Below are 25,268 nucleotides of genomic sequence, written 5' to 3'. Positions count from 1 at the left end.
CCGCGGAACGGAGCCGATCGGCGTTGTCAGGCGTGGAATCCGGCTGCCTTGACCCCCCATAGGGCCTCCGATACAACCCCGGCAACGTGTTCACGACGGGACAGACTTCTGCGTCGCTGCGAAGCGACACCGGTGACGGCAGTGCGTGGCGCTGGCGGGCGGGGGATGAGACACCGGCTTGAGGGGCTGCTTCAGCACGCGTTGAACCGAGCCAAAGAGGGGGGAGCGCTGAAGTTGGAGAGCCTCCCCCCTTTGTTTTTCGAGGTCCCCAAGGACTCGGCCTTCGGCGATCTCGCGTCCACGGTGGCGCTCGGCCTGGCGCGCGGCGAGCGCAAGGCGCCGCGCGCGATCGCCGAGGCGATCATCGCCCACATCGAGGATCCCGAGGGGCTGCTGGCCGGGGTGGAGATCGCCGGGCCCGGCTACCTGAACTTCCGCTTCTCGCCGCGCTTCTGGGCGCAGACCCTGCGCGAGATCGAGCGGCCCGACTTCGGCCGGCCGGACCTGGGCCACGGGCGGCGGGTGTTGATCGAGTTCGTCAGCGCCAACCCGACCGGCCCGCTGCACGTCGGGCACGGGCGCGGCGCGGTGCTCGGCGACGCGGTGGCGCGGCTGCTCGCCTTCGCCGGGTACGACGTCACCCGCGAGTACTACGTCAACGACGCCGGCAAACAGGTCGCGACCCTGGCCCGCTCGGCGCACGCGCGCCTGCTGCAGGCCTACGGCGTGCGCGCCGAGATCCCCGAGGACGGCTATCCCGGCGAGTACCTGCGCGAGCTGATCATCGCCCACCGCGACGAGCTGCTGCACGACATCGCCGCCGCCACCGGCACCGAGATTCCCGGGCTGCTGCGCGGCGCGCCGCCCGTCCTGCAAGCGGGCGACGACGAGGCGGTGGCCGATGCGGCGGCCTCCTACCTGCACCTCGCCGGCGAGGTCGGCTTCACCGTCTGCGGCCGGCGCGCCGCCGCCTGGCTGCTGGAGCAGATCAAGGAGGACATGCGGGCGATCGCCGTCGAGATCGACGTCTTCGTCAGCGAGCGGGCGCTGCACGAGGCCGGCGTCGTCGGCCGGGCGCTCGAGGAGATGGCGGCGCGCGGCTTCATCTACGAGAAGGACGGCGCCCGCTGGTTCCGCTCCGAGCCGTTCGGCGACGAGAAGGACCGGGTCGTGCAGCGCAGCGACGGCGAGCTCACCTACTTCGCCGCCGACATCGGCTACCACGGCGAGAAGATCTCGCGCGGCTATGACGAGCTGATCGACGTCTGGGGCGCCGACCACCACGGCTACGTCAAGCGCGTCGCCGCGGCGATCGAGGCGCTGGGCAAGGATCCGGGCAAGTTCCGCGTCATCCTGGTGCAACTGGTGCGGCTCACGCGCGGCGGCGAGCCGGTGCGCATGGGCAAACGCACCGGGGAGTTCGTCACCCTGCGCGAGGTGGTGGACGAGGTCGGGCCGGACGCGACCCGCTTCTTCTTCCTGATGCGCAAGGGCGACAGCCAGCTCGAGTTCGACCTCGCGCTCGCCACCCGGCAGTCGTCGGAGAATCCGGTCTTCTACGTGCAGTACGCCCATGCCCGCATCTGCACGCTGTTCCGCAAGGCGCGAGACGCCTCGCTGGCGATTCCCGACGCCGCCGGCGCCGATCTCGAGGCGCTGGTCGAGGCGGAGGAGCAGGAGGTGGTGCGCCTGCTGGCGCAGATGCCGGACGTCATCGAGGACGCCGCCGCCGAGCGCGAGCCGCACCGCATCGTCTTCCACCTCATCGAGATCGCAGGCGCCTTCCACCGCTGCTACAACCGACACCGCATCCTCGACGTCGAGCCGCGGGTGCGCGAGGCGCGATTGTACCTGGCGCGGGCCGTGCAACGGGTCCTGCAACTGGGACTCGGGTTGCTCGGGGTCCGCGCCCCCGAGTCGATGTGAGGGGAGGGGGGATGGCGGAGCGACGCGAGCGACGGAGCGCCGGACTGGGTTTCGGACAGTTGATCACGTTGACCTTCGGCTTCCTCCTCGCCTCGCTGTTCATCTTCGTCTTCGGCTTCTGGGTCGGGCACGACATGGCCGACCAGCGGTCGCTGCACCAACGGCAGCCGCTGCGGGTGGCGCTCGACGCTCCGCCGACGCCCCTGCCGGTCGCCACCGCGCTGCCGCCAGCCGTCGCCTCGCCGGCGGTGCCGGCGGCACTGCCACCGACGGCCGCGCCGACCCACGCCGCGCCGGTGTTCAGCGCGACGCCGATGCCGCCGCCGGCGACGCCGACCGCGGCGCTCGCCGTCAGCACGGCGACCAAACGGCCGCCGCAGACGCCGACCGCGGCGGCCGGGAGCTGGACGGTGCTCGCCTACTCGACCAACGATACCGTGCGCGCCGTCATGCTGGCGCGCACGCTGCGCGCCAAGGGCTACGACGCCAGCACGGGCACCAAGCAGGTGGGCAACGCGACCTGGTACACCGTCAAGGTCGGTCGCTTCCGCGACCGCGCGGCGGCGAAGGCCATGGAGAACAAGCTGCGCGAGGCGGAGGGGCTGGAGGCGGCGACGGTGATGTCGCAGTGAGCGCGCCGCGATGACCGCCAGCCATCAGCCCGAGTTCGACGCCTTCTGCGCCCACGCCGCCGAGGGCAACCTGATCCCGGTGTACCGCGAGATCCTCGCCGATCTCGACACGCCGGTGTCCGCCTTCCTCAAGCTCGACGACGGCGGCGACGCCTTCCTCTTCGAGTCGGTCGAGGGCGGCGAGAAGTGGGCCCGTTACAGCTTCCTCGGCACCGGGCCGTCGCGGGTGCTGATCTGCCGCGGCGGCACGGTCTCCGACGGGCCGCCCGGCGGGCCGTTCACCAGCCGCGCGACGGCCGATCCGCTCGGCGAGGCGCGGGCGCTGCTCGCCGCCTATCGCCCCGTGCCCATCGCCGGGCTGCCGCGCTTCACCGGCGGGCTGGTCGGCTTTCTCGGCTACGACCTGGTGCGCAGCTTCGAGACGCTGCCGGCGACGGCGCGCGACGACCTCGGTCATCCCGACTACTATCTGATGCTGATCGACGCGCTGGTGGTGTTCGACACCGTGGCGCAGAAGATGAAGGTGGTCGCGCACGCCCTGGTCGAGCCGGGCGGCGACCTGCGGGCCGCCTACGATGCCGCGTGCGCTCGCGTCGACGCCGTGGTCGAACGCCTGCGGCGCCCGGTCGCGCCGCCGGCGCCGGTGCAGTGCGCGGGGCCGCCGCTGGTCCGCTCCAACTTCGAGCCGACGGCGTACGAGGGGATCGTCGAGCGGGCCAAGGAGTACATCCGCGCCGGCGACGTCATCCAGGTGGTCCTGGCGCAGCGCTTCCAGTGCCCCCTGCGCGCCCATCCCTTCGACATCTACCGCTGTCTGCGCACCTTCAATCCGTCGCCGTACATGTTCTTCCTGCGCACCGGCGGGCGCATCGTGCTCGGCGCCTCGCCCGAGGTGATGGCGCGGCTGGAGGGCCGCGAGCTGACGGTGCGGCCGATCGCCGGCACGCGGCCGCGCGGCACCGACGAGCAGCAGGACCGCGCGCTCGAGGCCGAGCTCGCCGCCGATCCGAAGGAGATCGCCGAGCACATCATGCTGGTCGATCTCGGCCGCAACGACGTCGGCCGCGTGGCGCGCATCGGCACGGTCGCCGTCACCGAGCGCATGGTGGTGGAGCGCTACTCGCACGTCATGCACCTGGTCTCGAACGTGCGCGGCGAGCTCGCCGCCGGATACGACTGCTTCGACGCGTTCCGGGCGACCTTCCCCGCCGGCACCCTGTCGGGCGCGCCGAAGATCCGCGCCATGGAGATCATCGAGGAGCTGGAGCCGATCCGCCGCGGCGTCTACGGCGGCGCGGTCGGCTACTTCGGCTTCTCGGGAAACATGGACACCGCGATCGCCATCCGGACGATGGTGATCGACGACGGCGTCATCTATGCCGAGGCGGGGGCCGGCATCGTCGCCGATTCCGATCCCGAGCGCGAGCACGCGGAGTGCGTGAACAAGGCGCGGGCGTTGTTCCAGGCGGTCAAGCTGGCGGAGTCGATGTCGCCATGCTGCTGATGATCGATAACTACGACTCCTTCACCTACAACCTGGTCCAGTACCTGGGGGAGCTGGGCGAGGAGGTGCAGGTGGTGCGCAACGATGCCATCACCGTCGACGAGATCGCCGCCCGGCGGCCGCAGCGCATCGTCATCTCGCCCGGTCCGTGCAGTCCGAACGAGGCCGGCGTTTCGGTCGCGGTGATCGAGCGCCTCGCCGGCCGCCTGCCCATCCTCGGCGTCTGCCTCGGCCACCAGTGCATCGGCGCCGCGCTCGGCGGCCGGGTGGTGCGGGCCGACCGCATCATGCACGGCAAGACCTCGCCGATCCTGCACGACGGCCGGACGCTCTTCCGCGACCTCTCCAATCCGTTCGACGCCACCCGCTATCACTCGCTGGTGATCGAGCGGGCGACCCTCCCGGAGGTCCTGGAGATCTCCGCCTGGACCGCGGAGGGCGAGATCATGGGCGTCCGCCACACGTCCCTGCCGCTGGAGGGCGTCCAGTTCCACCCCGAGTCGATCCTCACGCTGGAGGGCAAGCACCTCCTGCGCAACTTCCTGGAGCAGACTAGATAATTCACACGGAGAACGGAGCACCGGAGAGCGCTGAGCCCAGAAGCGAAGCTCCGTGTCTCCATTCTCCGCGTGAAGGCCTTTTCGATGGACATCCGTACCGCCATTGCCGAGCTGACGGCGCGCCGCGACCTCTCCGAATCGGCGGTGGAGGGCGTGGTGCGGACGATCATGGACGGGCAGGCGACGCCGGCGCAGATCGCCGGGTTCCTCATCGCCCTGCGCATGAAGGGCGAGCGGGTGGAGGAGATCGCCGGCGCGGCGCGGGCGATGCGGCGGCACGCGACCCGGGTGACGGTGACGCGCTCGGTGGTCGACACCTGCGGCACCGGTGGCGACATGCGGCACACGTTCAACATCTCCACCGCCGCCGCCTTCATCGCCGCCGGCGCCGGACTGGCGGTGGCCAAGCACGGCAATCGCGCCATGTCGGGGGCGGTCGGCGGCGCCGACGTCCTGGAGGCGCTCGGGGTGCGCATCGACCTCGACGCGGCCGGGGTGGCCGCCTGCATCGACGAGATCGGCATCGGCTTCCTGTTCGCCCAGTCCTTCCATCCGGCGATGCGCCACGTCGCCGCGGTGCGACGTGAGCTCGGCGTGCGCACGGTCTTCAATCTGCTCGGGCCGCTCACCAATCCGGCGGGGGCGCAGCGCCAGCTTCTGGGCGTCTTCGGGCGCGAGTGGGTCGAGCCGCTGGCGCGGGCGTTGGCCCGCCTGGGGAGCCATCGCGCGCTGGTGGTGCACGGCGAGGACGGTCTCGACGAGCTGTCGCTCACCGGGCCGAGCTGGCTGGCCGAGCTGCGCGACGGCGCGGTGCGGACCTTCCCGTTCGCGCCCGGCGAGGCCGGACTGGCGCCCTGCCGGATGGAGGACCTCGCCGGCGGCGACGCCGCCGCCAATGCGGCGATCATCCGCGCCATCCTCGGCGGTCGCGCCACGCCGGCGCAGCGCGACATCGCCCTGCTCAACGCCGGGGCAGCGCTGTACGTGGGCGGAGTCGCCGACTCGATCGCCGATGGCGTCGCCGCCGCTGCCCGGTCGGTGGACAAGGGCGAAGCGCACCGTAAGTTGGAGGCGCTGATCGAGCGGAGCAACCGATGATCCTCGACGACATCATCGCGGCGCGGCGCGGCGACATCGCGGCGGCGAAGCGGGCGCGGCCCCTGTCGGCCCTGCGCGAGCAGCCGGGGTGGGCCCAGCCGCGGCGCGGCTTCGCCGCGGCGCTGCGCGCCCGCCGGCCGGCGGTGATCGCCGAGGTGAAGAAGGCCTCGCCGTCGAAGGGCGTCATCCGCGCCGATTTCGACCCGGTGGCGATCGCCGGCCGCTACGCGGCGTGCGGTGCGGCGGCCATCTCCGTGCTCACCGAGGAGCGCTATTTCCAGGGCGCCCCGGCCCATCTCGAGGCGATCCGCGCCGCGGTGGAGGTGCCGCTGCTGCGCAAGGACTTCATCGTCGACGGCTACCAGGTGGCGGAGGCGCGCGCCTGGGGGGCGGACGCCGTGCTGCTGATCGTCGCCGCGCTCGACGACGGGGCGCTGCGCGACCTGCACGCCGAGGCGGTCGGGCTCGGGCTCGACGTGCTGGTGGAAGCGCATACGGCGGCGGAGGTCGATCGCGCCGCGGCGGCCGGGGCGACGCTGATCGGCATCAACAACCGCGACCTGCGGACCTTCGTCACCACCCTGGAGACGGCGGAGCGTCTGTTTCCGCGCCTGCCGGCGGGGGTATTGGCGGTGGCGGAGAGCGGCATCGAGACCGCGGCCGACATCGCCCGCCTGCGCCGCGCCGGCTACCACGTCTTCCTGGTCGGCGAATCGCTCATGCGCCGGGCCGACCCGGGCGCCGCGCTGCAGGCGTTGCTCGCCGAGGAGCGGCCGTGACGCGGGTGAAGATCTGCGGCGTCACCCGGCTGGCCGACGCGCTGCACGCGGCGCGCGCCGGCGCCGACGCCATCGGTCTCAACTTCTTCCCGCGCAGCCCGCGCTGCGTGTCCGTCGAGGCGGCGGCCGCGATCGCGGCGGCGCTGCCGCCAACGGTGTGCACGGTGGGGATCTTCGTCGACGCCGATCGCGACGCGATCGCCGCGGTCGCCGAGCGCGTCGGCCTGACCGCGATCCAGTTCCATGGCCAGGAGCCGGCGGCGCTGTGCCGCGGCTGGAACCGCAAGACCATCAAGGCGGTACGGGTCGACGGCCCGCAGGCGTTGGCCGCGGCCGCGGCGTATCCCGTCGACTACGTGCTCGCCGACGCCCACGTCGCCGGCCAGGCCGGCGGCACCGGGCGCCGGGTGCCGCTGGCATGGGTGGTCGGGGTGCCCAACGAGCGCCTGATCCTGGCCGGCGGGCTGACGCCCGATACGGTGGCCGACGCGGTGCGCGCCGTGCATCCGGCGGCGGTCGACGTCGCCTCCGGGGTGGAGTCGGCGCCCGGTATCAAGGACCCGGAGAAAGTGGAACGGTTCATCGCCAATGCCCGCACTGCCTGATCGCCTCGGACACTTCGGCGCGTTCGGCGGCCGCTACGTCGCCGAGACGTTGATGCCGGCGCTGCTCGAGCTCGACACCGCCTACCGCGCGCTGCGGCGCGACCGCGACTTCCGCCAGGAGGTGCGCGACTATCTGCGCGAGTACGCGGGGCGCGAGACCCCGCTCTACTTCGCGCGCCGCCTGAGCGAGCAACTGGGCGGGGCGAAGATCTATCTGAAGCGCGAGGACCTCTGCCACACCGGCGCGCACAAGATCAACAACACGGTCGGCCAGGGACTCCTGGCGCGGCGCATGGGCAAGCCACGCCTGATCGCCGAGACGGGCGCCGGCCAGCACGGCGTGGCGACGGCGACGGTGACCGCGCTGCTCGGCATGCAGTGCGAAGTCTTCATGGGCGCCGAGGACGTGCGGCGCCAGTCGCTCAACGTCTTCCGCATGAAGCTGCTCGGCGCCACCGTGCACCCGGTGCGCAGCGGCAGCGCGACGCTGAAGGATGCGGTGAACGAGGCGCTGCGCGACTGGGTGACCAACGTGCGCACGACCTACTATCTGGTCGGCTCGACGATGGGGCCGCACCCGTATCCGATGATCGTGCGCGACTTCCAGTCGGTGATCGGCATCGAGGCGCGCCGGCAGATCCTGAAGCGGGAGGGGCGGCTGCCGGATCTGCTGATCGCCTGCATCGGCGGCGGCAGCAACGCGATGGGGCTGTTCCATCCCTTCATCAATGACGCCGGGGTGGCGATGACCGGCGTCGAGGCGGCGGGCGACGGCGTCGACACCGGTCGACACGCGGCGTCGATCAGCGGCGGCATGGTCGGGGTGCTGCACGGCAAGAAGACGTACGTGCTGCAGGACGAGCTGGGACAGATCCGCGAGGCGCACTCGATCTCGGCCGGGCTGGACTACCCCGGCGTCGGCCCCGAGCACGCGTGGCTGCACGACACCGGCCGCGCCCGCTACGTCGCGGTCACCGACGCCGAGGCCGTGGCGGCGCTGCAGCGGCTCACCGCCACCGAGGGGATCATCCCGGCGCTCGAGTCGGCGCATGCCGTCGCGCACGCGATCGCCGTCGCGCCGTCCATGGGGCGCGACCAGATCGTCGTCGTCAATCTCTCGGGTCGCGGCGACAAGGACATGAACAGCGTCGCCGCCTATCTGGGCGTGACCCTCTGACGGAGAGGGAGATGAGCCGAATCGCGAATACCTTCGCCGCCCTGGGGCGGCGCGGCGAGGCGGCGCTGGTGCCGTTCCTGATGGCCGGCGATCCGGATCTCGAGGTGACGCGGGCGCTGCTGCTCGAGGCGGCGGAGGCGGGGGCCGACCTCATCGAGCTCGGGGTGCCGTTCTCGGACCCGACGGCCGACGGTCCGGTGATCCAGCGCGCCGGGCTGCGGGCGCTGGCGCGCCGCACGTCGCTGCGCCAGATCCTCGAACTGGTCGCCGAGCTGCGGCGCGGCGGCATGACGACGCCGATCATCCTCTTCGGCTATTACAACCCGATCTTCCACTACGGCCCGGCGCGTCTGGCCGAGGACGCGCGGCAGGCCGGCGTGGACGCGCTGCTGGTCGTGGATCTGCCGCCGGAGGAAGCCGACGAGCTGTGGAGCCCGGCGCGCGCCGCGGGCCTGGACATCATCTTCCTGCTGGCGCCCACCAGCGATGCCGGGCGGGTGCGGACGGTGCTGCGAAAGGCGAGCGGCTTCGTCTACTTCGTCTCGATGACCGGCATCACGGGCAGCAAGGCCATCGACGCGGGCGATGTCGAGCGCATGGTCGCCGACCTGCGCGCCACCTGCCGGCTGCCGATCGGCGTCGGCTTCGGCATCAGCACCCCGGCCGAGGCCGGCGCGGTGGCGCGCTATGCGGACGCGGTGGTGGTCGGCAGCGCCTTGGTCCGCATCATCGAGACGCAGGCCGGATCGCCCGGTCTGGTGGGCGAGGTTGGCCACTTCATTCGGGCGCTGAAGGGCGCCTGCCGGCGCACCACGCCCGCCGCCGGGTAGCCGCGGCCCGCGCGCCGCCCCCGCACCAGCGACGCGCACGAGCCGGAGCCGTGCGGCCAGCAGCCGGCGCGGTAGCGCGGCATTTCGGCGTTGCGTATAGGACAACGTCGGCCGCGACCGCGGACGGCACAACCGGCAGCGATAGATGACCGACTACCCGCGCACGCTCGACTGGCTGTACGCTCTCGAGGCGGCCAAGGGGATGGATTTCAAGCTCGAGCGGGTGGCGCTGGCGCTGCGCCGCCTCGGCGATCCCCAGCGGGCCTACCCGGCGCTCCACATCGCCGGCACCAACGGCAAGGGCTCGGTCGCCGCCATGCTCGACGCCTGTCTCGGCGCCGCCGGCTACCGCGTCGGTCGCTACACCTCGCCGCATCTCGTGGAGCTCGGGGAGCGCATCACCATCGGCGGCGTCGCGATGTCGCGCCAGGCGCTGGTGGCGACGGCCGATGAGGTCCGGGCGGCGACATTGGCGCACGGGATCGGCCTGACCTTCTTCGAGATCCTGACCGTGATGGCGTTCCTTCACTTCGCGCGCGTCGGGATCGACGTCGCGGTCGTGGAGGTCGGACTCGGCGGCCGCCTCGACGCGACCAACGTCATCGACCCGCTGGCAGCGGTCATCACGACGATCGGCCTCGACCACACCCAGTGGTTGGGGGACACCGTGGCGGCGATCGCCGTCGAGAAGGGGGGCATCATCAAGCCCGGGCGGCCGGTGGTGTTGGGGCGCATCGGCGGCGAGGCGCTGGCGGTTCTGTTGCGGCTGGCCCGGGAACGGGGGGCGCCGGTCCTGGCGGCGGGACGCGACTACCGCGTCGAGGGCGAGGAGCGGCTGTCGTTGCGCGGCGCGGGATGGACGCTGCGCGACCTCGAGGTCGGCCTGCGCGGGGCGCATCAGCGGGACAACGCGGCGACGGCGCTGGCGGCGCTGGGGGTCGTGCGCGCGGCGCTGCCGGTGAACGAGACGGCCGTGCGCCAGGGGCTGCGGTCGGTGCGCTGGCCCGGGAGACTCGAGGTGATCGGCCGGGCGCCGCTGACGATCGTCGACGGCGCCCACAACCGCGACGGGATCGACAGCCTGACGGCGGCGCTGCCTGGGCTGACCGGGGGGCGCCCGGTGGACCTGTTGTTCGCGGTGATGGCGGACAAGGACTGGCCGGCGATGGTGACGCGATTGGCGCCGTTCTGCCGCAGCGTCGTCGTCACCGAAGCGCTGCCCCGGCGGGCGGCGCCGGCGGCGGCGGTGGCGGCGGCATTTCCCGCCGCCTGTGCGGCGCGGGCGGAGCCCGACGTCGAACGCGCCTGGGGGCTGGCGCGGCAGCGCGCCGGGCGCGACGGCGTCGTGCTGGCCTGCGGATCGCTGTTTCTGATCGGCGCCCTCTATGAGCTGGGCGTCGCGCCGGGGGCGCCCGTCGCGTCGGCCCAGGGAGCGGCGCAGCCGTGAAGGGGGGATGCGGGCGCGGCGCCGCCGGGTGGATTCGCGGCGCCGCGGTGCTGCTCGCGCTGGCGACCGCCGGGGTGCGCGTCGCCGCCGAGGAGCCGGCGCGAAATGAGGAGATCACCATCGACGCGCAGTCACTCGACTACGATCAGCGCGGCGAGATCCTGTCGGCGACCGGCGACGTGCTCATCCGCCGCGGCGACACGACGCTGCAGGCGGACACCGTGGAGTTCAACCGCCGCACCAGCGAGGCGCGGGCGATCGGCGACGCGGTGCTGCTCAGTCCCGAGGCGCAGATCAGCGCCGATGCCATCTTCCTCGACATGAACAACGAGACCGGCGAGCTGCAGGGGGCGCACATCAACGCCGACCGGCTCGGATACTCGTTGAGCGGCGACCGCATCGAGAAGGGGTTGGGGCAGCGCTATCGCATCGAGAACGGCCGCTTCACCACCTGCAACTGCGAGGACGGGAAGCCGGACTGGAGCATCGCCGGCGACACCCTGGACGTGACCGTCGACGGCTACGGGACGCTCGAGGGCGGCACCTTCGACATCCTCGACGTTCCGGTGCTGTGGCTGCCGCGTGCCGCCTTCCCGGTGTTCCGGGAGCGGCAGAGCGGGTTGTTGTTTCCGCGCGTCGGCATCTCCAACCGGCGTGGCTTCCAGCTCCTCCAGCCCGGCTACTGGGCGATCGACAAGAACCAGGACCTGACCGTGAGCGGCGACATCGAGACGTCGCTCCGGGTCGGCGTCATTCCCGAATACCGGTACGCATTCAGCGAGGCGACACAGGGCCGGTTCCAGTTCGGCTACTTCAACGAGTTCTTCCGCGGCAAGACCAGCAACGTGAAGGTGCCTCCGGGCGCCAACCCCGACACCCCGGAGAACCGCTGGGGCATCATCGGCCACCATCAGCAGGGAATCCCGCAGATCGATGGCCTCTCCGGGTATCTCGACGTGTTGGCGGTGGGTGACGATTTGTTCCTGCGCGAGATGAACACCTTCGCGCTCGACGAGCAGGAGGAGGTGAGCCTGCGCACCAAGCCGTTCACGACCTCGCAGGGGGGGCTGCTGGAGGTGTGGAGCCGCGCCCAACTGCAGGCCGGAGCGATCTTCTACCAGGACCTGGTGGGACCGACGGTGGACTCGCCGACGCCGAGCTGCACCCCATCGCCGACCAACGACTGCATCACCCAGACCGAGAACGAATCGCTGGTCATCCAGCGGCTGCCCGAATTGCGCGTGATCAGCCAGAAGGATCTCGGGTTCGGCCTGCTGGGAGACTTCGGCGGCAGCTTCACCAACTTCCAGCGCTCGTTGGGCCTGGCCGGCGTCCGCGCCGACCTCAAGCCGCAGGTCGAGCTGCGGCTGCCGCTCGGGCGGTCGGTCTTCGGCTCGGTGCGCGCGGCGTTCCGGGAGACGGCGTATGGGCTGACCCAGAACCAGATGGCCGGCGGCTTCACCGGGCAGAATCTCGTGGACGGGCCCTACATCGACCTGCCGAGCGGCAACAGCCGCGAGCTCTTCGAGCTGCACGGCACCGTCGGCACCCAACTCGAGCGGGTGTTCGACTTCCCGTACTTCGGGCTCGACAAGCTCAAGCACACGGTGGAGCCGGAGCTGGACTACCTGTTCATCCCGGACGTGACCCAGTCGAACCTGCCGGTCTGGGACGGCATCGACAGGATCAATGAACGCAACCTGATCACCTACGGATTCGCCACGCGTCTGCTCGGACGGACCGCGGCGTCCACGGACGGCGAGCGCGGCGAGGTGTTCGAGCTCGGACGGCTGGCGCTCCAGCAGAGCTACGATCCGTCGCGCGACATCCCTCCGACCTCACAGCTCAATCCGACGACCGGGCAGCCGACCAATCCCGGGAAGCCGGGTGACCATCTGTCGGACATCGATCTGTCGCTGCGCGTGAATCCCGGACCGATCACCTCGATACGGGCCTACACCACGTACGACACGAGTCAGAACAACATCTCCTCGGCGACGGTGGGTCTGCGGCTCACCGAGCCGTTCCGTCGGTTCGATGAGGCCGGGCGGCGCCGTCTCTTCACCCGCGCCAGCTTCGCGGTCGAGTACCGGTTCATCACCGACAGCATCCTGCAGCTCGTCGACTCGTCGGTGGCCCTGCCGCTCACCGATCGCATCGCGCTCCTCTACACCATGCGGTACAACATCGACTCCGACACCTTTCTCGAGAACTACGCCGGCGTGCGGTTGCTCTCGAGCTGCAACTGCTGGGCGCTCAACCTCGGCGTCACCGACACCAGCAATCCCAACGAGGTGCAGGTGCAGGCGCAGTTCACGCTCGCCGGTCTGGGCAACTCTCCGGGCGGCGGCTTCCAGGCGTACTGAGCAGGGCGGGGGGCTCGCTCCTCCGGCTGAGCCGCGCCGCTCCGCGCTGCCCCGCGCGGCGCACCGCGGAAAGGGGAGTCCAAGCCCTCCGCTCGCTGAGTGGGGGAGCGAGCCGCGTGGAGGCGGGCTGCTCTCAGCGAGCCCTCTGGTCGCTGCCTTGGGGGCGGTGCCTTCCAACCTGATTGCACGCCAACAGGGCAATGGTCTGTTCGGCTCCGGCGATCGCCTTCCACGTGCGCCCAGCGGGCGAGGGGAGGCATCTCCCGTGCGTGGTTTCACACCCCACCCACGCCGGTCCCAACCTTGATTGGTGGGGGGAGTGGCGCTCTCCCCGGTGGCGCGTCGACGGGACTGCCGGTGGTACCCCGTTGCCGGTTGCAGGGGCGACGCTCGCGGCGCGCCCTGGGGCGGAAATGGCCGAGTCGTCTGTGGCGCGGGACGGAGGGGCAAGCAGGTGGCGACCTGGACCGCTCGGCGGCGGGGGCGGAGTCGAGGGACCGATCCTGAAAACACGAAGGCCCGGGGGATTGCTCCCCCGGGCCTTCGGACCGGTCAGGTTTCGGATCAGATCAGGGCAGCGGGATCAGGATGCGATCGCCCTGCGGCCGCGAGCCCTGGAACTGAACGTTGGCATCGGCCGTCGCCACGAACGGGTTGGTGCAGCTCGAACCCTGCGGGCAGTCGGAATCCGTGGCGCAGAGCTGGAGTCCAGGCTGCGGGATGCTGGCGCCCGCGCTCCCCAGGGGCGAGCACACACCGGCTCCCCAATTCTCGCCCACCAGGGCGAGGATGGTGCGGCCGTCGTAGCCGTTGACGTTCGGCCCGGCGACCGAGCGCAGGCGGGACATGCCGGTGAGGGTGCCCTGGACGCCGACCGAGAAGATCGACGACGAGTCGCCGGCCGGGCCGGGGCGGGTGTCGATGTCGGACAGCGGCGTCTCCTTGTAGCAGTCGACGCGGGTCGAGGTGGAGAAGCGCTGCTCGAACTCGTTGTAGATCAGGAACTGGACCGTCGCGCCCGGCTCGTTGCCCGTCTGCGTCAGATAGTCGCGCTGGCAGGGCACGATCGTCAGATCGGTGCGCACCCGCGAGCCGAGGTCGCCCCGGTGGGTGATGACATTGGCGCCGTCGAAGAAATGGTTGACGGTGAGGACGTTCGGGCAACCCGTGAACGGCGGGTCGACGTTCTCGTTGATGACGCCGTACTCGGCGTCCGGGCCGCCGATGTTCAGCACGCCCGGCGTGCCGTCCTGGCGTCCCTCGATCGCCTTGATGCCGATGGCGTTGTACTTCGCGTCGTCGATGCGCTCCCCGACGCTCTTCACGATCGACGCCTCACCCTTGAGGTCGTTGCGGTCGGTCGGCTCCTCGGTGGTCACGTCGACCTGCACGCAGAGGAGCTCGCCGGTGAACGGCACTTCGAGCACCGGCGGGATGCTGCCCTGGTTGAACTGCGGCGGCGAGCCCTGACCCGGGGTCGAGGCCAGAGGCAGGGAGGAGAGGCCCTGGTTGACCGACCACGAGATCGGCTGGCGCTTGGTGAGCGTCAGCCGGAAATCGGTCTCCTGCCAGCCCTGCACGCAGAGGCCGCCGGCGGGACAGACGGAGCGGAAGTTGGCGTCCGTGCAGATCGTCTCCGGTGAGTTGCTGCAGTGGCTGTTGGTGTTGGTGTAGAAGCAGTGCACCTTGGTCAGGAACTCCGAGGTGTTGGTCAACTGGACGATCGTGTCGACGCCCGCGACCGCCGGATTCTGGCAGTCGGAGTTCGTCGAACACGAGGCGCCGTTGAGCGAGCAGGTGCCCGCGATGCAGGTGTTCAGATCGACCTTCAACTTCGGGTACAGGACGATCGCCGCCGATTCGTTGGTCGTGACGCCGGTCGGGTCGATGACGCGCGCACTCGCCGTGCCAACGGCCAGCAACACCACCGCTCCCGCGAGCGCCCCCCGCCAGATCCCCATCTTCGTGCTCATCACTAGTCTCCTTTCCTCACCCGTGGAGAACACCACTTACCCGATGCCGCTCAGAAGCTCTCGGGGATGGTGATGGTGTCCACCACCGGCCCGCCCGGCAGATTCACAGTCGCATCGAAACGATTCCCCGTCTGCTGCAGGTTCCAGGCGCCACGCGCCACGCGGATGTCGGGGCTCGCGCCGACGTTGTTGTTGTACATGTATTCCTCGGCGACGCCGATCACGCCGCCGTCGAGGTCAACCGGGCTGATGCGGGTGAAGGCCGAACCGCCACCCAGGGTGCCCAGCGAGAAGACGCTGTTCTTGTTGCAGAACCCCTGGCCGCTCTGGATGCACTGCGAGTCGCGGGTGCACGGGGCGCTGTTGCCGGTGCAGGTACCCGTCGGCGCGTCGATGTCGGCCAGGCGGGTCGTCTTCCAGCAGGTGACCGTCGTGCTCGCCGAGAAGACCTGCTCGAACTCGTTGACGATCGCGAACTGGACCGTGACGTCGGCCGGCACGTTGTTCTCGAAGTCCTCGGAGCAGGGCACCAGCGTCAGGTAGGTGCGGATCGGGCACAGGCCGTCGGCGCAGGCGGTCGGATTCAGCGAGGTGTTTCCAGCGATGACCGGGTTGTTGTAGCCGTCGACGAAGTGGTCGAGGTAGAGCTGGTTCGGGCAGGCGTTGTACTCGCCGTCGTTCTGCGGCGTGTTGTTCAGCAGCAACTGGTTGGCGGGCGAGTCGCCAGCGAGGTCCGGGTTGGCCAGGATCGCGACCGCGTTGTGCTTGCTGACGTCGCCGTCCGCCGACTGGATGACGGCCTCACCCTTGAGGTTGTTGCCGCCAAAGGGGGTGCCCGAGGCGTCGATCTGGACGCACTTGAGCTCGCCCTGGAAGCCGGACGGAACCGGCGGCACCGCGCCCGGATCCAGACCGGAGCCGTTCTGGCCGGGAGGATAGTTGTCCGAAGGATTCACCTGACGGCCCTCGCTGGCGACCCAGTGGGTCGGCTGCTGGCGGGTCAGCCAGATGGTGAAATCAGTCACCTGCCAGAGCGGATTTCCCAGCGCATCCGGGGCGCCGTTCACATAGAAGCAGTGGGCGTGCACCAGGTTGTTGCTGGTGTTCGAAATCTGGATGACCGTGTCGCGGCCGTCGTTGCCGCTGTCGACCATCAGCCCGCCGTCGAAGACGACCTTCGGGAACACCAGCACCGACCCGCTGACATCCGTCGAGACTTCTGCCCGCGCCACCGAGGCCAACGCCAAGACGCTTCCCAGCACTCCGCAGAGGCCCCACACACAGCGCATCCCCAGTGCCTTGCTCATCACCCGTCTCCTTTCGTGGCGGAGAAGAATTCTCGCTCTCCTGTACCGCCTCAACCGTGTCCGACTATCTTACGAGTCGCCCTTCGCGCAAACATACAGCCGGCAGGTCTATCCCGGCTGGTCGAAAGCTGCCTCCGATTACTCGAAGGTCTCAAAGTTGTCAAGCGGAAAAGGGCGGCGCTTGTTGCAAAACCGTGGACCTCGACGCGGCTCCGACCTTTTGGGATACGCGGTCCATCCGTCCGGGGCGCGATTTCTTGACCCCTGGGCGCGGGCTCTGGTAATCCGGCGCCTCGTTTCCTGCCGTTCAGCCCCCAACCCGGCCGAATAAACGGGCCGCGTCGCAGTCTGTGGCACATCGGAGGTTTTACATAATGAGGATGGGTATCGGATGGGTGTGTGGTGTGGGCGTCCTGGCCGTCGGTCTGGCCGGGTGCTCGATGTTCGGGGGCAAGCCGGCGGCGCCGGCGAAAAAGGGGGTCGCGGAGGTCGGCGCGCCGGCGCCGATGGCTTATACGGAGGCGGACAACGGTCTGCCGGCGGGACGGATCTGGAAGTCCCAGATGGCTCTCGGGGACGTCAACGGCGACGGCCTGGACGACATCGGCGTCGTCTCCCGGCTGGCCGACGGTCCATGGATCTTCGTGGGTGACGGCCAGGGCAACTGGCGCGAGTTCGCCAACGGCCTGCCGCGCGAGCCCTTCTGCGGCGGTGGCATGGACTTCATGGATGTCAACAAGGACGGCTTCATGGATGTTGCCATCGCCGACCACTGCAAGGGCGTCTACGTCTTTCTCGGCGACGGCCAGGGCAACTGGCGCACGGCGTCCTCGGGGCTGCCGACCATCGGATCGGAGGACGTGACGCTGGGGGACTTCAACAACGACGGCTGCCCCGACCTGGCCTCCGTCGCCGCTGCCGAGGAGGGCGTGCGCGCCTTCCTCGGGAACTGCAAGGGCGTGTGGAAGGAGAGCTCGAAGGGGCTGGCGCTCACCGAGTGGGGCAACGCCATCGAGCTGCGCGATCTCAACGGCGACGGCAACCTCGACATCGTCGCCGCCTATTCGGCCGGGCCGCGCGCCTGGCTGGGCGACGGCAAGGGGCAGTGGACCGAGGCGTCGCAGGGGCTTCCGGCCCCAGAAATCCACGGCTTGTTCTGGGGCATCGATGTCGGCGACGTCAACGGCGACGGCAAACTCGACATCATCTCCGGCTCGCAGATGCCGCCGCTGCCCGAGGGGTGCGGACCTGGCGGTCCCGTCTGCTCCGGCGGCGGCGTCGAGGTCTTCCTCCAGCAGGCGGACGGTAGCTGGGTGGCCGCCAACGAAGGGCTGGTGCCGATGAACGCGCTCGGTGTCACCCTCGCCGACCTCAACAAGGACGGGAAGCTCGACGCCATCGCGGTCGGCAAGCGCGCCCTCGACGAGATCGGCGGCGTCTACGGCGTCTACACCTACCTCGGCGACGGCACCGGCAAGTGGACCGCGGTGGTGCCCGCCGGTCTGCCGCAGACCGGGAAGGAACGCGCCTGGGGCGTCGGCGTCGGAAACATCGACAACGACGGCTGGGGCGACATCGCGGTCGCGTTCGGCGACGTCGTGGCGCCCTCCTGGAAGTCCGGTCCGGTCAAGCCGGGTGAATCGGGGCCCGATCAGAAGGCGCCGCAGCGCGGCAAGTTCGGATCGATCGGCGTCTGGCGCGGCGGCCCAGCGCAGTAAGTCGCTTGCGCGCGGCGGCGGAGGCCTGCCCTCCGCTGCCGCGCCCACCGCCGCGTTGATTCGCGCCGACGCGGCGACCATGATGCCGGGGTGACACGCCTTCTCGGCTACCTGCGCCGCTATCTCGTGCGCTACGCCGTCGGCGGCATCTGTCTGCTGATCACCGCCTCGCTCGCGATGGCGGTGCCCTACCTGCTCAAACGCGGCATCGACGCCATCCAGCGCGGCGAGCCGTTCCGCGTCGCCGCCGAGCTCGCCGCCGCCATCGTCGTCATCGCGATCGTGCAGGCGGTGACCCGTACGCTATCGCGCGCCTTGATCTTCAACGTCGGCCGCGACGTCGAGCGCGACCTGCGCGCCGACCTCTTCGCCCACCTGCAGCGGCTGCCGCTGACCTACTATCAGCACCAGCAGACCGGCGATTTGATGTCGCGCCTGGTCAACGACGTCACCGCCATCCGCATGCTGCTCGGCGTCGGCGTTCTGAACCTGGTGAACACGCCGATCTACTACGCCTACGGCCTCACCATCATGCTCACCCTCGATCCGCTGCTGACGCTGCTGTCGCTGCTGCCGTTCCCGGTGCTGCTGTTCGCGGTCAAGCGGGTCAGCCGCACCCTGATGGAGCAGACGATGCGCGTCCAGGAGGGGCTCGCCAGCCTGAGCAGCGCCGTGCAGGAGAACATCAGCGGCATCCAGGTGGTGAAGGCCTACGCGGCCGAGGACGTCGCCGTGGCGCGCTTCGCGCACCTGAACGAGGCGTTCACGCGGCAGAGCGTCGAGCTGGCGCGCGTCCGCGGCCGGCTCATGCCGCTGATGAAGCTCGCCGCAGGCGCCGGCACGCTCGTGGTGCTCTGGGTCGGCGGTTGGCAGGTGATCGGCGGCCGCATCGGCCTCGGCGACCTGGTGGCCTTCATCGGCTACCTCAACCTGCTCGCCTGGCCGACGATGGCGCTCGGCTGGATGCTGTCGATCGTGCAGCGCGGCCGGGCGGCGTTGCTCCGCCTCGAGCACATCTTCGCCACCGTGCCGGCAATCGCCGACGCCGCCGATGCCGCTCCGCTGCCGGCGGTGCGCGGCGCCGTCGAACTCCGCCACGTCAGCTTCGCCTACCCCAGTCCCGACAACGGCCATCCGGTGGTGAACGATCTGTCGCTCACGCTCGAGGCCGGGCAGAAGCTCGGCATCGTCGGACGCACCGGTGCCGGGAAGAGCTCGCTCGTGCAACTGCTGCCCCGTCTGTTCGACGTCTCGGAGGGCGCCGTCCTGCTCGACGGGCGCGACGTCCGGACGCTGCCGCTCGCGCAACTGCGCCGCGCCATCGCGGTCGTGCCGCAGGATCCGTTTCTCTTCTCCCGCCGCATCCGTGACAACATCGCCTTCGCGCTCGACAACGCCGATCCCGACACGGTGCGGCGGGCCGCCGAGATCGCCGGCGTCGCGGCCGACATCGAGGCCTTTCCGCAGGGCTACGACACCGTCGTCGGCGAGCGCGGCATCACGCTCTCCGGCGGTCAGAAGCAGCGCCTGACGCTGGCGCGCGCCATCGCGGCGGCGCCGCGCGTGCTGGTGCTCGACGACGCGCTGTCGAGCGTCGATACCCGCACCGAACACGCGATCCTCGCCCGCCTGCGCGAGGCCATGGCCGGCTGCACCCGCATCGTCATCGCCCACCGCGTCTCGACGGTGATGGACGCCGACCACATCGCGGTGATCGACGACGGCCGCATCGTCGAGCTCGGCACCCACGCGGCGCTGGTGGCGCGCGACGGCCTCTATGCCGAGCTCTACCGCCAGCAGCAGATGGAAGAGGAGATCGAGGCGCTGTGAGCGCGTCGGCCCCCGTCGTCTCCGACCTGCAGCGCGAGGTCGACATCGGCAAGGCGTACGACGCCCGCCTGATGCGGCGCCTGTGGGCCTACATCCGCCCGCACCGCGCCACCTTCTGGGCGGCGATGCTCTGCCTGCCGCTCACGTCGGCGTTCTCGCTGGCACAGCCGTATCTGCTCAAGATCGCCATCGACCACGCCATCGCGGAGGCGGATCGCGCCGGCCTGCTGCGCATCGGGGCGCTCTACGGCCTCGCCATGGTGGCCGAGTTCGGCCTCCTCTACCTGCAGTACTATCTGATGATGCTGGTGGCGCAGCGCAGCCTCGCGGCATTGCGCGTCGATCTCGTCAGCCACCTGCAGACGCTGCCGACGACGTTCTTCGATCGCAATCCCGTCGGCCGCCTGGTCACGCGCCTCACCACCGACGTCGACGTCATCAACGAGATGTTCGCCGCCGGGGCGCTGACGATCCTCATGGACGTCGCGACGCTGCTCGGCATCGTCGCCATCATGATGGCGATCGAATGGCACCTGGCCCTCGTGACGCTCGCCGTCGTGCCGGTGGTGTTCGTCGCGATCAACTACTTCCGCGTCAAGGCGCGGCAGAACTACCGCGCCATCCGCGATCGCCTGGCACGCCTCAACGCCTACCTGCAGGAGGCGCTCGCCGGCATGACGGTCATCCAGTTGTTCGCCCGCGAAGAAACCAGCCAGCGGCGGTTCGACCGCCTCAACGAGGACTTTCGCGACGCCAACCACTACGCGAACATCTACGAGGCGGCGCTGTTCTCGATCATCGAGGCGATCAGCTCGGTCGCCATCGCGCTCATCCTCTGGTACGGCGGCGCCGGCATCGTCGCCGGGACCTTCGCCTTCGGCACCCTGGTCGCCTTCATCGAGTACATGCAACGCTTCTTCGTGCCGATCCGCGACTTCTCGACCAAATACGCGGTGATGCAGTCGGCGATGTCATCGGCCGAACGAATCTTCGAGCTCCTCGACCAGCCGGTGCCGATCGCCAGCCCGGCGGCGCCGCGCGTGCCGTCGACGGTTCGCGGCCGCATCGAATTCGACCGCGTCTGGTTCGCCTACGTCGACGAGGAATGGGTGCTGCGCGACCTCTCGTTCACGGTGGCGCCGGGCGAGACCATCGCGCTGGTGGGTCCCACGGGCTCGGGCAAGACGACGATCATCAAGCTGCTCAATCGCAGCTACGACGTGGCGCGGGGGCGGGTGCTGGTCGACGGCGTCGACGTGCGCGACTGGGACCTGGCGGCGCTGCGCCGGCACATCGGCGTCGTGCTACAGGACGTGTTCCTCTTCAGCGGCACGGTGGCGAGCAATCTGACGCTCGACCGCGCCGACATCTCGCGCGACACCGCGGTCGCCGCCGCCCAGGCGGTGCACGCCGATCCGTTCATCCGCCGCTTGCCGCGCGGCTACGACGAGCCGGTGCGCGAGCGCGGCAACAATCTCTCGATCGGCCAGCGCCAGTTGCTCTCGTTCGCCCGCGCCCTCGCCTATGCGCCGAGCGTGCTGGTGCTCGACGAGGCGACGTCGAGCATCGACAGCGAGACCGAGACGCTGATTCAGGACGCCCTGCGCCGGCTGCTCGCCGGCCGCACCTCGCTGGTCGTCGCCCATCGCCTCTCGACCATCGAAGACGCCGATCGCATCCTCGTGCTGCACGCCGGCGCGCTGCGCGAATCCGGGACGCACGCCGAGCTGTTGCGGCATCGCGGCCTCTACTATCGACTGTACCAGCTCCAGTACGCGGCGGGCGATCGCGCCCGCGCCGACGCGCACTCCGTCGCCGCGTCATGAACCGCCGCCAGCGGCGCGGCATCGGCCGCGCGGGCGCTGCCGTGGCAGCGGTCCTGACGCTCGCCGGCTGCGGCGTCGGCTACGTCGCCCGGGCCGGCTACGAGGAGGCGCGCATCCTGTGGCGGCGCGAGCCGATCAGCGCGGTGCTCGCGCGCCCGGATCTCGATCCGGCCACCCGCGCCAAGCTGGCGCTCGTCGAGCCGATCCGCGCATACGCCCGCGACGCCCTGGGGCTGCGCGTCGGCGGCAGCTACCGCACCGTCGCAGCCGTGGATGCGAGCCAGGTCGTGCACGTCGTCACCGCCGCGCCGCGCACCCGCCTGCAGCCGCTGACCTGGTGGTTCCCGATCGTCGGCCGCGTGCCCTACCGCGGATATTTCGACGCGGCGGAGGCCAGCCGGTTTGCCGGCGACCTCGAACGCCGGGGCGACGACACGATGGTGCGCCCGGCGGTCGCCTTCAGCACCCTCGGTTGGTTCGACGATCCGCTGCTCTCGACGATGCTGCGCGACGATGAGACGGCGCTCGCCGAGACGCTCCTCCACGAGCTCACGCACGCCACCCGCTACGTGCCGGGAGAGGTCGCGTTCAACGAATCGTTCGCGATGTTCGTCGGCCTGTGCGGTGCCGAGCGCTTCTTCCTCGCCCGCGGCGACGCCGACCGCGCCGCGCGCGTCGCCGACCGCTGGGCCGACGCGCAGACGTTCTCGACGGCGTTGGCCGAGGTCGTCGCCCGGCTGCGGATGGCCTACCAGCAGCCGATCGACGAGCCGGCGCGCCAGGCACTGTTCGTCGCCCTGCAAGAGGACATGGCCGGGCGCGCCTGGCGCACCTCGGAGTACGCGGGATTCTGGCGCCGCCCGATCAACAACGCGGTGATCGTCCACGACCAGCTCTATGCCGATCGCCTGCCGCTCTTCGCCGCCGCGCTGGCCTGCCGCGCCGGCGACCTGCGCGCCACGGTCGACGCGATCCTCGACCGCCTCGCCGCGGACGACCCGTACGCCGCCGTCGCGGCGCTGGCCGGCTGCGGCGGCGCCGACGGCTGACGTCGCCGCGCGGCGGCGTCCGGCGACCGCGCCGTGGCGCGGCCCGGCGCCTACGGCTCGATCGCCTCGAGGTGCCTGATGCCGCTGCGCACCGAGATCACCAGCACGGCGATGGTCAGCGACACGACCGCGAGGAAGGACGCGGCGATGGACGCCCAGATGGCGGGCGAGACGGCGGCGCCGCGGAAGCGGGCGGAGAAGAGCGCGTACACCGGCCAGGCCTCCAGCATCACCACGGCGCCGATGAACGACATGCAGAGCACCATGTAGACCAGGCCGCCGGCGCCGGCGGCGACGCGGGCCGCGTTGTCGGCGTCGAGCCGCGGGTAGGCGGCCCCGACCGCCAGGGCGAGGGCGACGATCGCGAACACCAACCCCCCCAGGGTCGCCGCGGAGAGCCACATCATGAAGGGCATCACCTGCAGGTAGGAGTTGGTGGCGATCACCAGCAACAGCCCGAACAGCAGCAGGGGGACGACGCCGACCCAGAATTTCGCCCAGAAGAGCCGGCGCGCCGGCAGCGGCGCTCCCTTGAGCAGCCACAGCGCCCGACCTTCCATGCTGAACGAGGGGAAGACGAAGCGCGCCGCCACCGAGGCGATGACGAACGCGGCCAGCGCCAGGTTCAGGAAGGCGATCACGTTCTTGAAGTAGAAGGTCACGAGCGGACTGCCCTGCAAGGGCAGGACGCTGAAGTTGTAGAGGTACACGACGACCAACGCGCCGAGCAGGATGAGCTGCGACCACTGGCTGGTGTCGCGGAAGAAGGTCTTCACTTCCTTGACGACGATGATGCGCGTCTGCACGGGGAAGATGCGGGTCAGTGCGGTCAGGCTGCGTTCCCACAGGGCGCGCTGGGTGAAGCGCGCCTGTCGGCCCTCCTGCGCTTTCGTCCACCCGTGCAGGAACAGGCGCACCACCACCGCCTCGCATGCCATGACCGCCACGGCCGCGGTCGAGAGCAGCAGCGCGTAGTAGAAGAGCGAGCTGCCGTCGCGCAGGCCGAGCAGCGGAAACAGGACCTCCGTCGCCCAGGTGCTCGGCAGGAACGACGCGTCCGGCGTGCGCATGGCGGCGAGGAAGGCGCCGAAATCGGCGAAGCCCTCGGGGTTCACCAGGCGCTCCGGCCGCACCAGGCGGAACAGCAGGTACAGCATCGCCACCGCGACCACGGAGAGCAGGACGAGGATGTCCTTGGTGCGCCGCGCCGGAAAGACGTTGACCAGCACCGTCGTCGTCATCACTCCGAGCGCCGCCGGGATGAGGACGAAGGGCGGCAGGACCAACACCGTGGCAACGTAGAAGGCGGGGCCGGTGGCGTGCACGACCCCGTAGGCCAGAAAGGCGGGCAGGGCGAAGAGCAGCAGCATCCAGGACGAGTCGATCACCGTCTCCGCCAGCCGCGCATAGAAGAGCTGGCGCACCGAGATGGGCGCCGCCACCAACCGATCGAGCTCGCGCGAGAGGAAGAAGCTGGAGAGCGCGGTGACGATGTTCGAAAAGAGCAGGATCGAGAAGAAGGTGACGAACACCATCCCCAGCAGCTTGTAGGTGAGCACCGGTCCGAACTCGGGGACGCTCACGAAGTAGCTGAGGGCGCGGTAGAAGAAGACGAAGATCGCGGCGCCGAAGGCGAGCGCCAGGGCGAGAAAGCCGGCGAGGCGCCAGCGGCCGGCGCGCGACAGGAGACGCCAGCGATTGCGCGCCGCGAGGCGGCGCGGCGCCAACAGTCGCGCCACGGCGCGCACCGGGTGTGTCGACCTCGGCCGCGGCGCCGCGAGCGCGGAGCCGAGGTCGAGGGGCGAGGAGGCGCTGCGCTGTGCCATCAGACGGGCAGGGCGTCGCCGCCGCCGGCGAGATCGATCTCGGCGCCGGTGAGGTGCAGGAAGACCGCCTCGAGCGTCGAGTGGCGCTCACGGCCCGCCTGGGCGCGCAGCTCGTCCACCGAGCCGAGCGCGATCAGATGGCCGCGCTGGATGATGCCGATGCGGTCGCAGAGCTCTTCCGCGACCTCCAGGCTGTGGGTCGACATGAACACCGTCGCGCCGGCGGCGGCGAGGTCGCGGAAGATCCGCTTCAGCAGCCGCGCGCCGCGCGGATCCATGCCCACCGTCGGTTCGTCGACCACCAGGATGCGCGGCGCGTGCATCAGCGCCCCCGCCATCACCAGGCGCTGCTTCATGCCGTGGGAGTAGCTCTCGGCGAGCTCGCCGCGCCACTCGGCGAGATCGAAGAGCTCGAGCAGGCGCTCGCGCCGCCGCTGTTTCGCCGCCTCGTCCACGCCGTACAGGTCGGCGGTGAAGTCCAGATACTCGGCGCCGGTGAGCTTCTCGTACACGTGCGGCCGGTCGGGGACGAAGCCGCAGAGCGCTTTCGCGTGCAGCGGCTGCCGGTGCAGGTCGTGGCCGCCCAGCTCGACGCTGCCGCCCGACGGCTGCAGGAGGCCCATCATCATCCGGATGGTGGTGGTCTTGCCGGCTCCATTGGGGCCGAGGAAGCCGAAGATCTCGCCGGCGCCGACGGAGAGCGAGAGGCGATCGACGGCCGTGGTGTGTCCGTAGCGCTTCGTGAGCTCCCTGACTTCGATCATCGCCGCTCCATGTTGCCGGGTGACTGGCCACCCAGCAACTTCGATGCCCGC

General features: G+C 70.4%; 19 protein-coding genes. 15 read left to right on the top strand and 4 right to left on the bottom strand.

Translation table 11 applies throughout. From position 1 onward, the window contains the following. The first annotated feature begins 201 nt into the window (after window positions 1-201). The 11 genes from KF840_14265 (at window position 202) to KF840_14215 (ending at window position 12,924) form a co-directional block, all read left to right on the top strand. A complete protein-coding gene (locus KF840_14265) occupies window positions 202-1,926 on the top strand; it encodes an arginine--tRNA ligase (GenBank protein ID MBX3026068.1) in 1,725 nt (574 codons plus the stop codon). Between the two features lie 11 nt (window positions 1,927-1,937). After that, a complete protein-coding gene (locus tag KF840_14260; GenBank protein MBX3026067.1) occupies window positions 1,938-2,558 on the top strand; it encodes an SPOR domain-containing protein in 621 nt (206 codons plus the stop codon). A 10-nt stretch (window positions 2,559-2,568) separates the two neighbouring features. Continuing rightward, window positions 2,569-4,062 carry an anthranilate synthase component I gene (trpE, locus tag KF840_14255; GenBank protein MBX3026066.1) on the top strand — a complete coding sequence of 498 codons (1,494 nt, stop codon included), beginning with the start codon at window positions 2,569-2,571 and terminating at the stop codon, window positions 4,060-4,062. Continuing rightward, entirely contained in the window at window positions 4,053-4,622 is a 570-nt protein-coding gene (locus KF840_14250; GenBank protein ID MBX3026065.1) for an aminodeoxychorismate/anthranilate synthase component II, read from the top strand. The genes trpE and KF840_14250 overlap by 10 nt, the downstream gene beginning before the upstream one ends. 84 nt (window positions 4,623-4,706) lie before the next feature. Next, the gene (gene trpD / locus KF840_14245) at window positions 4,707-5,720 is read left to right on the top strand and encodes an anthranilate phosphoribosyltransferase (protein MBX3026064.1); all 1,014 of its coding nucleotides are present in this window, start codon (window positions 4,707-4,709) and stop codon (window positions 5,718-5,720) included. Then, complete coding sequence (gene trpC, locus KF840_14240) at window positions 5,717-6,499, top strand: indole-3-glycerol phosphate synthase TrpC (GenBank protein MBX3026063.1); 783 nt, start codon at window positions 5,717-5,719, stop codon at window positions 6,497-6,499. The genes trpD and trpC overlap by 4 nt, the downstream gene beginning before the upstream one ends. Further along, window positions 6,496-7,104 (top strand): phosphoribosylanthranilate isomerase, encoded by a 609-nt coding sequence (locus KF840_14235; protein ID MBX3026062.1) that lies wholly within the window; start codon window positions 6,496-6,498, stop codon window positions 7,102-7,104. Before trpC ends, KF840_14235 begins: the two co-directional genes overlap by 4 nt. Then, on the top strand, window positions 7,088-8,281 hold the full coding sequence (gene trpB / locus KF840_14230; GenBank protein MBX3026061.1) for a tryptophan synthase subunit beta: 1,194 nt from the start codon (window positions 7,088-7,090) through the stop codon (window positions 8,279-8,281). Before KF840_14235 ends, trpB begins: the two co-directional genes overlap by 17 nt. An 11-nt stretch (window positions 8,282-8,292) precedes the next feature. Continuing rightward, window positions 8,293-9,111 carry a tryptophan synthase subunit alpha gene (gene trpA / locus KF840_14225; GenBank protein ID MBX3026060.1) on the top strand — a complete coding sequence of 273 codons (819 nt, stop codon included), beginning with the start codon at window positions 8,293-8,295 and terminating at the stop codon, window positions 9,109-9,111. A 145-nt stretch (window positions 9,112-9,256) separates the two neighbouring features. Then, a complete protein-coding gene (locus KF840_14220) occupies window positions 9,257-10,558 on the top strand; it encodes a bifunctional folylpolyglutamate synthase/dihydrofolate synthase (protein ID MBX3026059.1) in 1,302 nt (433 codons plus the stop codon). After that, the gene (locus KF840_14215; GenBank protein ID MBX3026058.1) at window positions 10,555-12,924 is read left to right on the top strand and encodes an LPS-assembly protein LptD; all 2,370 of its coding nucleotides are present in this window, start codon (window positions 10,555-10,557) and stop codon (window positions 12,922-12,924) included. The genes KF840_14220 and KF840_14215 overlap by 4 nt, the downstream gene beginning before the upstream one ends. 569 nt (window positions 12,925-13,493) lie before the next feature. Here the strand turns inward: KF840_14215 and KF840_14210 are convergent. Continuing rightward, the gene (locus KF840_14210) at window positions 13,494-14,897 is read right to left on the bottom strand and encodes a hypothetical protein (GenBank protein MBX3026057.1); all 1,404 of its coding nucleotides are present in this window, start codon (window positions 14,895-14,897) and stop codon (window positions 13,494-13,496) included. A 50-nt stretch (window positions 14,898-14,947) separates the two neighbouring features. Beyond that, window positions 14,948-16,204 carry a hypothetical protein gene (locus tag KF840_14205; protein ID MBX3026056.1) on the bottom strand — a complete coding sequence of 419 codons (1,257 nt, stop codon included), beginning with the start codon at window positions 16,202-16,204 and terminating at the stop codon, window positions 14,948-14,950. A 563-nt stretch (window positions 16,205-16,767) separates the two neighbouring features. Here KF840_14205 and KF840_14200 point away from each other — a divergent pair. From KF840_14200 to KF840_14185, 4 genes are all read left to right on the top strand, one after another. Continuing rightward, window positions 16,768-17,922, top strand: coding sequence for a VCBS repeat-containing protein (locus tag KF840_14200; GenBank protein MBX3026055.1), 1,155 nt, complete (start codon window positions 16,768-16,770; stop codon window positions 17,920-17,922). 90 nt (window positions 17,923-18,012) lie between these two features. Further along, window positions 18,013-19,752 carry an ABC transporter ATP-binding protein gene (locus KF840_14195; GenBank protein ID MBX3026054.1) on the top strand — a complete coding sequence of 580 codons (1,740 nt, stop codon included), beginning with the start codon at window positions 18,013-18,015 and terminating at the stop codon, window positions 19,750-19,752. A 71-nt stretch (window positions 19,753-19,823) separates the two neighbouring features. Continuing rightward, window positions 19,824-21,578, top strand: coding sequence for an ABC transporter ATP-binding protein (locus tag KF840_14190; GenBank protein MBX3026053.1), 1,755 nt, complete (start codon window positions 19,824-19,826; stop codon window positions 21,576-21,578). Window positions 21,579-21,619: 41 nt separating this feature from the next. Further along, the gene (locus tag KF840_14185; protein ID MBX3026052.1) at window positions 21,620-22,627 is read left to right on the top strand and encodes an aminopeptidase; all 1,008 of its coding nucleotides are present in this window, start codon (window positions 21,620-21,622) and stop codon (window positions 22,625-22,627) included. 50 nt (window positions 22,628-22,677) lie between these two features. On the opposite strand, the gene KF840_14180 is transcribed toward KF840_14185, so the two are convergent. Both KF840_14180 and KF840_14175 read right to left on the bottom strand, forming a co-directional pair. Next, window positions 22,678-24,453 (bottom strand): hypothetical protein, encoded by a 1,776-nt coding sequence (locus KF840_14180; protein MBX3026051.1) that lies wholly within the window; start codon window positions 24,451-24,453, stop codon window positions 22,678-22,680. Continuing rightward, the gene (locus KF840_14175; GenBank protein ID MBX3026050.1) at window positions 24,453-25,217 is read right to left on the bottom strand and encodes an ABC transporter ATP-binding protein; all 765 of its coding nucleotides are present in this window, start codon (window positions 25,215-25,217) and stop codon (window positions 24,453-24,455) included. The genes KF840_14180 and KF840_14175 overlap by 1 nt, the downstream gene beginning before the upstream one ends. Window positions 25,218-25,268 lie beyond the last annotated feature (51 nt).

It is taken from the genome of bacterium (assembly GCA_019637795.1).
In the GTDB taxonomy this organism is placed as follows: domain Bacteria; phylum Desulfobacterota; class Binatia; order HRBIN30; family CADEER01; genus JAHBUY01.
The sequence above is the reverse complement of the archived record's forward strand: the minus strand, read 5'-3'. Positions and strand labels throughout refer to the sequence as shown.

Coding starts and splice junctions, on each gene's coding strand:
- KF840_14200 (MBX3026055.1), top strand. CDS start 16,768: ATGGCTCTCGGGGACGTCAACGGCGACGGCCTGGACGACATCGGCGTC.
- KF840_14210 (MBX3026057.1), bottom strand. CDS start 14,897: ATGAGCACGAAGATGGGGATCTGGCGGGGGGCGCTCGCGGGAGCGGTG.
- trpD (MBX3026064.1), top strand. CDS start 4,707: ATGGACATCCGTACCGCCATTGCCGAGCTGACGGCGCGCCGCGACCTC.
- KF840_14250 (MBX3026065.1), top strand. CDS start 4,053: ATGCTGCTGATGATCGATAACTACGACTCCTTCACCTACAACCTGGTC.
- KF840_14205 (MBX3026056.1), bottom strand. CDS start 16,204: ATGAGCAAGGCACTGGGGATGCGCTGTGTGTGGGGCCTCTGCGGAGTG.
- trpC (MBX3026063.1), top strand. CDS start 5,717: ATGATCCTCGACGACATCATCGCGGCGCGGCGCGGCGACATCGCGGCG.
- trpB (MBX3026061.1), top strand. CDS start 7,088: ATGCCCGCACTGCCTGATCGCCTCGGACACTTCGGCGCGTTCGGCGGC.
- KF840_14260 (MBX3026067.1), top strand. CDS start 1,938: ATGGCGGAGCGACGCGAGCGACGGAGCGCCGGACTGGGTTTCGGACAG.
- KF840_14175 (MBX3026050.1), bottom strand. CDS start 25,217: ATGATCGAAGTCAGGGAGCTCACGAAGCGCTACGGACACACCACGGCC.
- KF840_14190 (MBX3026053.1), top strand. CDS start 19,824: ATGCGGCGCCTGTGGGCCTACATCCGCCCGCACCGCGCCACCTTCTGG.
- trpE (MBX3026066.1), top strand. CDS start 2,569: ATGACCGCCAGCCATCAGCCCGAGTTCGACGCCTTCTGCGCCCACGCC.
- KF840_14180 (MBX3026051.1), bottom strand. CDS start 24,453: ATGGCACAGCGCAGCGCCTCCTCGCCCCTCGACCTCGGCTCCGCGCTC.
- KF840_14220 (MBX3026059.1), top strand. CDS start 9,257: ATGACCGACTACCCGCGCACGCTCGACTGGCTGTACGCTCTCGAGGCG.
- trpA (MBX3026060.1), top strand. CDS start 8,293: ATGAGCCGAATCGCGAATACCTTCGCCGCCCTGGGGCGGCGCGGCGAG.